5 protein-coding genes are annotated in these 7,670 nt (G+C 72.9%); 3 read left to right on the forward strand and 2 right to left on the reverse strand.

Annotated elements, in window-relative coordinates; all coding sequences use genetic code 11:
- Positions 1-297: 297 nt before the first annotated feature.
- The gene (locus tag PHK61_RS31360) at positions 298-3,273 is read right to left on the reverse strand and encodes an AfsR/SARP family transcriptional regulator (RefSeq protein ID WP_274284964.1); all 2,976 of its coding nucleotides are present in this window, start codon (positions 3,271-3,273) and stop codon (positions 298-300) included.
- A gap of 203 nt (positions 3,274-3,476) precedes the next feature.
- Here PHK61_RS31360 and PHK61_RS31365 point away from each other — a divergent pair, with 203 nt between their 5' ends.
- The 3 genes from PHK61_RS31365 to PHK61_RS31375 all read left to right on the forward strand — a co-directional run bounded on the left by PHK61_RS31365 (position 3,477) and on the right by PHK61_RS31375 (position 6,166).
- Entirely contained in the window at positions 3,477-4,682 is a 1,206-nt protein-coding gene (locus PHK61_RS31365; protein WP_274284968.1) for an NAD(P)/FAD-dependent oxidoreductase, read from the forward strand.
- A gap of 43 nt (positions 4,683-4,725) precedes the next feature.
- Positions 4,726-5,565: an alpha/beta fold hydrolase gene (locus PHK61_RS31370; RefSeq protein WP_274284965.1), complete on the forward strand. Its 840-nt coding sequence runs from the start codon at positions 4,726-4,728 to the stop codon at positions 5,563-5,565.
- Positions 5,566-5,752: 187 nt separating this feature from the next.
- Positions 5,753-6,166: a hypothetical protein gene (locus PHK61_RS31375; RefSeq protein ID WP_274284966.1), complete on the forward strand. Its 414-nt coding sequence runs from the start codon at positions 5,753-5,755 to the stop codon at positions 6,164-6,166.
- A gap of 115 nt (positions 6,167-6,281) precedes the next feature.
- Here PHK61_RS31375 and PHK61_RS31380 read toward each other — a convergent pair whose 3' ends face one another.
- The gene (locus tag PHK61_RS31380) at positions 6,282-6,923 is read right to left on the reverse strand and encodes an NADPH-dependent F420 reductase (protein ID WP_274284967.1); all 642 of its coding nucleotides are present in this window, start codon (positions 6,921-6,923) and stop codon (positions 6,282-6,284) included.
- Positions 6,924-7,670 lie beyond the last annotated feature (747 nt).

Consider the following 7,670-nt stretch of genomic DNA (forward strand, 5'->3'; position numbering starts at 1 on the left):
TGGTGCGAAGCGCGCCGAGACCGAGGCGCTCTTGCGTGGTGCGCCACGCTTTCGCGCGGGGGCTCCACGTTCGGCGTGTGGCAGGTCAAGGGCCACGCCCCCGGACCTGTCGAGCGCGGACCTCGGCCCGGGACCTTCGGCCCGGCACCCTTCGGCTCGCGTGAGCCGGCTCATCAGCCGATGATCGCCGCGGGCAGTCGCCACTCGGTCCTTGGGGGCGTTGGGTCTCCGAGAGCCGACGGGGACCGTCGATCCGAGTCACCGGTCCGCGGAGCAGCGGAATGTGTCGACCGCTCGTTAGCGCGGCTCCGGGACGCGCGCCGCTCGAGGCCCGGCCGCGCGGACGGCTCGTCGGGCCCAGGTCACGGATGTCGCGAACGGGAGTGTGGCGCCCTCGGCGAGCGCCGTGTCGGTCGCTTCGTCGCCGAGGCGGTCACGGAGCTGCCGAAGGGTGTCCTCCAGGACCGCCTCGTCGCGCGGGAAGCTGGGGTGACGGGCGCCTGCCGCCAGCGCGGCTCCGGCGAGCACCGCACCGTCGCGGTCCGACCCTGCGCGCACCATCAACACGACCAGGTTGAACAGCACCCACCACTGCGTGGCCTCGCTGCCGAGGTCCTCCCACTGGGTCACGACCTGCTCGAGCTCCTCGAGGGCCTCGGCCACCGGCGCGTGCCGGGCGGTCAGCCGCACCGCCGACGTGCGGGCGAGCATGACGAACAGCCGGTTGCCCACCGCCGAGCTGGCCCCGATCGCGGCGGCGTAGTCGGCCAGGGCCCGGTCGACGGCGAGATCAGCGACGGCCTCGCCGTGCACGTAGTGCGCCCAGGCCAGCGCGCTCGGGTGGCCGAGGGTGCGGGCGCGGGCGAGCAGATCGCCCATCCGGGCCGCGGCCTCGTTCGCGCCGTCCTCGCCGCGCCGGTAGCTGGTCGCCTGCCAGACGGAGATCTCGCACAGCAACGCGCGCACCGGCTGACCCGCGGCCTCGTGCAGCGAGGCCGCGCGGGCGAACAGGGCAGCGGCCTCCTCGCTGCGCCCGGCGAACATCGCCAGGCAGGCGCGCTGGTTGATCGCGTGCGCGGCGCCCGGGGACGTGTCGCCACCGGCGGCCGCCACCCCACGCGCGGCGAGCTCAGCGGCCTCCCTCATCGATCCGACCGCCCAGCACGCCGCAGCTCCGGCGGCGAGCGCGTCCGGCAGGAGCGGGGACACGGCGTCGGTCGGGTCCCACGCGGCGACCTCGCGTCCCCATTCCAGGAGGTCGAGTCGTTGGCTGTAGTAGGCGTACTCCATGACATCACCGGCGAGCCGGACGGCCAGCGTCCGGTCGTGCTCGGCCGCGTACGCCCACGCGGCGTGCAGGTCGGGCCGGAGCGCGTCGAGATCCGCGGCGGCGGCCACGGGCGCGTCGTGTCGTGGGGCCAGCAGCCGGCGTCGCAGGGTCGTCAGGCGCTGCGCGGTCACGTGTGCGTGCCGTGCCCGCAGTGCGTCTCGACGGGATTCGTCCAGCAGTTCCTCGGCGTAGGCCCGCAGCGTCTCGAGCAGCGAGAAGTGGCCCGCCCCGGCCTGGACCAACGACTGCTCGACGAGCCGGGCCAGCAGCGGTCCCACCGACGACGGCGGCAGCTGGTCGTCGGCGCACACGGCCTCGGCGGCCCCGAGCGAGAAGGTGCCGGGGAAGACCACGAGCCGCTCCAGTAGCCGTGCCTCGTCCTCGCCGAGGAGCGCATAGGACCAGTCGACGACGGCGCGCAGGGTGCGGTGGCGGGCGGCGGCGGTGCGCCGGCCGCCGGCCAGGAGGTCGAGCCGCTGCCCGAGGCGGGCGGCGAGCTCGGCGAGACCGAAGGTCGAGGAGCACGCAGCGCCGAGCTCGATGGCCAACGGCAGTCCGTCGAGCCGTCGGCACAGCTCCACGACCACGGCGAGGTCGCCTCCGTCCAGGCCCTCCGGTTCGAGATCGGGGGCGCGAGAGACGAACAGCTGGACCGCCGGGTTGTCCTCGAGGGTGCTCCCAGACACCGGGAACGGCGTCACCGTGTGGACGTGCTCGTCCGCGAGCGCGAGCCGCTCCCGGGTGGTGGTCACGACGGTGATATCCGGAGCGGCGTCGTGGAGCCTCTCGAGGATGGGGGCCAGGGCGTCGAGCACGTGCTCGGCGTTATCCAGGCACAGCAGGCCGCGATGGGCCCGCAGCGTGGTGCACAGCGTTCCGACGGGGTCGGCGGTGCGCGGGAGGTCGGTCGCCGTGGTGTCCGCCAGCGTGTCGACGAGCCGGTCGACCCGCACGGTCGTGAGGTCGGCCCACCACACCGTGCGGTCCCGCGCGAGCTCGTGGGCCGCTTCGAGAGCCAACCGTGTCTTGCCGACCCCACCTGGACCGACGAGGGTCACCAGGCGCTCCTTCTGCAGGCATCCCTGCAGGAGGCGCAGCTCGCGTTCGCGTCCGAGCAGTGCACCGGGGCGCCAGGGCAGGGCGGGCGCGACACGTTCGGGTGACGCCCGCGGCGCCGCGACCTCGGGTCGGCGTGTCGCTGTACGCAGCGCAGGCGGCGCGTCGTCGCGCAGCACGTCGGCCTCGATGTCCCGCAGCGCAGGGCCGGGATCGAGCCCCAGTTCTTCCGCGAGGACCTCCCGATAGCCGCGGAAGGCCTCGAGCGCCTCGCCGGCGCGGCCGTCGGCACGCAGGGCGCGCATGAGGAGCTCGACCGGCCGTTCGCGCAGCGGCCAGCGGGAGGCGAGCTCGCGCGCAGCGGCCACCGCCTCGGCGGTCTGGCCGCAGCTCAGCAGCAGTGCCGCCCGGTCCTCGAGGGCGGCCACCCGGAGCTCTTCCAGTCCGGCCGCGGCCGCGAGCGCGAACCCTTCCGCGAACTCGCCGTAGGCGGGACCCCGCCACCAGGCCAGAGCCTCGTCGAGCAGCGCGGCGGCCCGGGCGGGATCGCTGTCGGACAGCCCGCGGGCGACCCGGTAGCCGACCGTGAAGCGCTCGGCGTCGACGGACGACTCGTCGACGACGAGCACGTACCCGGGCGGACGGGTGACCAGGGATCGGCCGAGCTCGCCGAGCTGTGACCGGAGCCGACCCACGACCTGGTGCAGGGCGTTCGCCGCGTCTCGCGGCGGCCGTTCCCCCCAGAGCACGTCCACGAGTGACGACGTGGGCACGACACTGTTCGCCCGCAGCAGGAGCGCGGTGAGCAGGGCCCGCGCCCGCGCACCGGACACCCTTCTCGTGACCCCGTCCACCTCGATCTCGAGCGGGCCCAGGACACGAAACACCTTCCCGCGCCTCCTCGGGGCGGGCCCGCATCGACATGGCCCACCGTTCGCATTCGATGGAAGCGATGCTGCATCGGCTGCCCTCGGGAGTCCACCGGCCCGGCACGGGTGTCCCACACCGCGACGACACCGCGACGACAGGGCCGGCTTCCACGCTGCTCCCACCAGGCCGGAACCGGCCACGAGACCCTCGGAGGCACGTGATGTACGACGCGATCGTCGTGGGCGCCCGGTGCGCCGGCGCCGCCACCGCCATGCTCCTCGCCCGGGCCGGTCACCGGGTGCTGCTCGTCGACCGGGCCACTTTTCCCAGCGACATGCCGCAGTCGAACCACCTGGTGTGGCCGCCGGGTGTCGCTGCGCTGCAGCGGTGGGGTCTGCTCGGCGAGCTCGTCGGTTCCGGTTGCCCGGCCCTCACCACCGGACATATCGATCTCGGGCCGTTCGTCCTCTCGGGAGGGTTCCCGCCGTCGGGCCCGATCGACGCCGCCTACGCGCCCCGGCGCAAGATTCTCGACGCGATCCTCGTCGAGGCCGCCGTCGGTGCCGGTGCCGAGCTCTGGGAGGCCTGCTCGGTCGACGAGCTTCTCGTCGAGGATTCCGGTCCGCAGGGTCCGCGGGTGCGGGGCATCGGTGGTCGAGGTCCCGGTGGGCAGAGGTACGAGGCTGCGGCAACGATCGTCATCGGCGCCGACGGCATGCGCTCGACGGTGGCGCGCCTGGTCGACGCGCCCCTTTACCTCGAGCGCCCGGCCAGCCTGGGGACCTTCTTCAGCTACTGGAGCGGTGTGCCTACATCGACCACGACGCTGTATCCCCGCCCGTACCGGTCCGTGGTCGCGTTCCCGACCCACGACGAGCTCACGGTGGTCAGCGTCAACTTCGCCCTCGAGGACTTCCACGCCGCTGCCGCCGACCGTCCCGGTGCGTACTTCCGCGCCCTCGACGAGATCGCGCCCGAGCTCGCCGAGCAGATGCGCGCAGGGCGCCGGGAGGGGCGCTGGATCGGCTCGACCGTGCCGGGCTTCTTCCGCCGCCCCTACGGCCCGGGCTGGGCGCTGGTCGGCGACGCCGGATACCTCAAGGACCCGTGCACCGCGCAGGGCATCACCGACGCCTTCCACCACGCCGAGCTCCTGGCCGAGGCCCTCGACGCCGCGCTCCGCGAGGAGCGCCCCACCGGCGAGGCGCTCGCCGGGTACGAGCGTCGTCGCAACGCGGCGGTCATGCCCATGTACGAGTTCACCTGCCAGCGGGCCCGCCTCGAGCCTCCGACACCCGAGATGCAGGCCTTCTTCGCCGGGCTACGCGACGACCCCCGGCGAACCGAGCGCTTCTTCGGTGTCTTCGCCGGCACCGTCCCCGTCACCGAGTTCTTCGGGTCCCCGGCCGCCACGCCGGCGGCGTGACCGCGCCGACCGCTTCGAGACCGCTTCGAGAGAAGGAGCCACCATGTCCACCTTCACCGGCAGCCACGGCCGCATCTTCCACGATCGATGGCTGCCCGACGGCGACGTCCGCGGCACCGTCGTGCTGATCCACGGCTACGGCGAACACCTCGGGCTCTATGACGCGTTCGCTCAGCGGCTCACCGTCCACGGGCACGCGGTGCACGCCCTGGATGTCGCGGGACACGGCCGCAGCGACGGCGAGCGCGCTGTCATCGGGTCCTGGGACCACTACGTCGACGATGCCCGGCGCCTGCTCGAGCTGGCGCGCGAGGAGCACCCTGGCGTGCCACTGACGGTGGCCGGCCACTCTGCGGGCGCCGTGACCGCGACCCTGCTCGCCCTGCGCTCACCCGAGCTGGTCGACGCCGTCGTCCTGTCGGCGGGACCGCTGTGTCCCCAGGACTGGATGGAGGCCGAGCTGGCCGCCGGGCTGGTCGAGACCGAGGCGGGAGACCCGACCGAGCTTCTCAGCACCCACCCCGAGTACGTCCACGCGCTGCTCCACGACCCACTGACGTGGAAGGGTGGGTTCCGGGCGGAGATGCTGTACGCGCTCGTCGCCACCTGGCCGGAGATCGCGGAGGGCATGGCCACCGGCCGGCCCGCTGTCCCTGTGCTCCTCGTCCACGGCGAGGCCGACCCGGTGGTGCCCGTCGAGGACAGCCGGCGCGTGGCCGCGCAGTTGCCCGAGGTCCAGGTACGCACGTTCCCGGGCGACCTGCACGATGTGCTCAACGAGCACGACCGCGACACCGTGCACGAGGTCGTGGCGGAGTTCCTCGATTCGGTCGTCCCGTCCGTCCACGTCGGTCCGGGCGTGAAGCCGTCTCGCGCTGGGTGACAGCCGTAGAGAGCATCCCCAGCCGCCGACCTGCGCGACGTCGTCGAGGGCGACTCGGTAGCCGAGGTGGAGCTGGTTGACAGGCGTCGCCTTCTACCGCTCCTCGGCGGCCGCGGCTCTGGTGGCGATGCCGTCGAGGACGCGGTGCAGGCTCCAGAGGTACTGGTCGGTGGAGATGTAGCCGGCCATGATCCGCGCCGCGCGCCGCCGACTCCGCGGTCGCACCTGGATCCCCGGGACCGCGATCGGGATGGGCCTGGGGCTGCTGCTGTGGGCCTCCGTCGTCGGGTACGGCACCTCGCTCGGCGACCTCGCCGTCATGGGAGCGTTGACCGGGGCCGTCCTCGGTCCGGCGCAGGCGCTCGCCCTGCCCGGCGGCGCGCGTGCCCGGTGGGCCTGGGCTGTGGTGATGCCCCCGCTGTGGGCGTTCGGCTGGCCCGTCACGACACTCGCCGGTGTCGACGTGGCGACGCAGTGGACCGTGTTCGGTCCAACCGGAGCGCTCACCGTCAGCGCGCTGTCCGGGCTCCTGATCGTCAAGCTCGCGCCCCGCCCGGCCGCCTCGGCCCTCGTGCCCGTGCCTGAGGGGCCTCCGCCATGACCGGACGCCGTCCGCCGTCAGGATGTCGGCGACCTCGCTCCGCAGTGCACGCTGACCATCGGTCCTCACTCGGAGGACGAGGACGCACTCGTGGGCGCGCGCGGTCGGTGGCGGGTCAGCGGTCGGCCCGCAGGAGCCGGAACGCGTGGTTCCACGTGCCGGTGCGTGCGCCGTACTTCACCCAGGCGAGGCACATCGCCTCGAGCTCCCGGGCGGCCGAGATGTCGCCGAGGTCGGCGCTGTCCCACCCGGTGGCGGCCAGCAGGTCGACGACAGTCTGCTTGGCCTCGTCGTCGTCACCGGCGAGGAACATCGTCGGTGGACCGCCGGGCAGCTGGGGGTCGACCATGAGCGCGTTGCCCACCGTGTTGTACGCCTTCACGACCCGTGCGTCGGGCACCGCGCGCTGGACCTGCTCGCCCAGGGAATCCGTGTGGCCGACGAAGAGGCCGGGGCGGCTGCCCTCGAAGGTCAGGGGGTTGGTGGCGTCGACGACGACCTTGCCCGCGAAGGCGTCCGGACCGACCTGGTCGAGCACATCGAGCGTGGCCGTGCCCAGTAGGGCGAGAGCGACGAGCTCACCGTGGCGAGCAGCGTTGGCGAACCCGGCCACCTGCGCGCCGGTCTCCCCGGCCCACTCCTGCAGCTGGGTGCGCTGCGGGTCGCCGGTACCGAGGACGAGGTCGTGGCCGTGACGGGCCCACCCCCGACCCAGCGCCTGGCCGACCTGTCCACTGCCGAGAACCCCGATCCGCATGTGTGCTCCAAGTCACGACGTTCTCCGGCTATTCCCAGCCGCGTGCGGGCCAACCGCGCCATCATCGAGGCACCTGCCGTTCAGCTCGGCGAGGTGCAGCACGATGCAGATGGCGCCGAGGGTGAGCAGCACAGTCGGGGGTTATCAGGGCGATCGACAGGTATGGACGCAACAGCGAGCGGACCCCCCGGCTACTACTAGACGGGGCGAGCCGATAAGCCCAGGACTGTCGTGCCTGGGAGGGATGGCTCGAGCGGCGTTGAGGCAGTGACGCGCGTAGGCCGCGCGCGTTGGCCACCTGAGCCTCGATCCGCCCTCTCAGCATCGCGCCTCGAAGGAGGACACCGGCGCGCCGGGGTTGTCGCCCGTTCGGGCGTGATCGGAGCCGTGCTTCTGGTCTTCAGACTGCAGTGAGGTCACCGTGTCGGCCACTTCACCGAGGACGGTAGATCAGCAACCTCCACGTCCCCCGGACGCCCGTCACCCTCCTCCGATCGTCATGGCGGCGCTGCCCGTATGTGCGCGGAACCGGGTGCCCACCCCAGCGGCTTCGGGGTGAGCAGCTCGACCCCGCGCACCTGCGGGTTGTAGCTCGGCTCGGTGCGCTCGTCGGCGACCACTGGAGACGTGCTTCTCCGCCGCTCACCCGCACGCTGCCTAACCCGGGGCTTTCATCGGGCTGGGTTCACACAAGATCCTGAAAGACGAAAGGTGCTCCTGACCTGCGATGATCTGGCTTGCTGAAGG

Origin of the sequence: Actinomycetospora lutea (genome assembly GCF_028737205.1) — a bacterium.
Classification (GTDB): Bacteria; Actinomycetota; Actinomycetes; order Mycobacteriales; family Pseudonocardiaceae; genus Actinomycetospora; species Actinomycetospora lutea.

Bases quoted from the DNA above. Each gene is read 5' to 3' on its own strand.
- PHK61_RS31365 (WP_274284968.1), top strand. From the start codon at position 3,477: ATGTACGACGCGATCGTCGTGGGCGCCCGGTGCGCCGGCGCCGCCACC.
- PHK61_RS31370 (WP_274284965.1), top strand. From the start codon at position 4,726: ATGTCCACCTTCACCGGCAGCCACGGCCGCATCTTCCACGATCGATGG.
- PHK61_RS31375 (WP_274284966.1), top strand. From the start codon at position 5,753: ATGATCCGCGCCGCGCGCCGCCGACTCCGCGGTCGCACCTGGATCCCC.
- PHK61_RS31380 (WP_274284967.1), bottom strand. From the start codon at position 6,923: ATGCGGATCGGGGTTCTCGGCAGTGGACAGGTCGGCCAGGCGCTGGGT.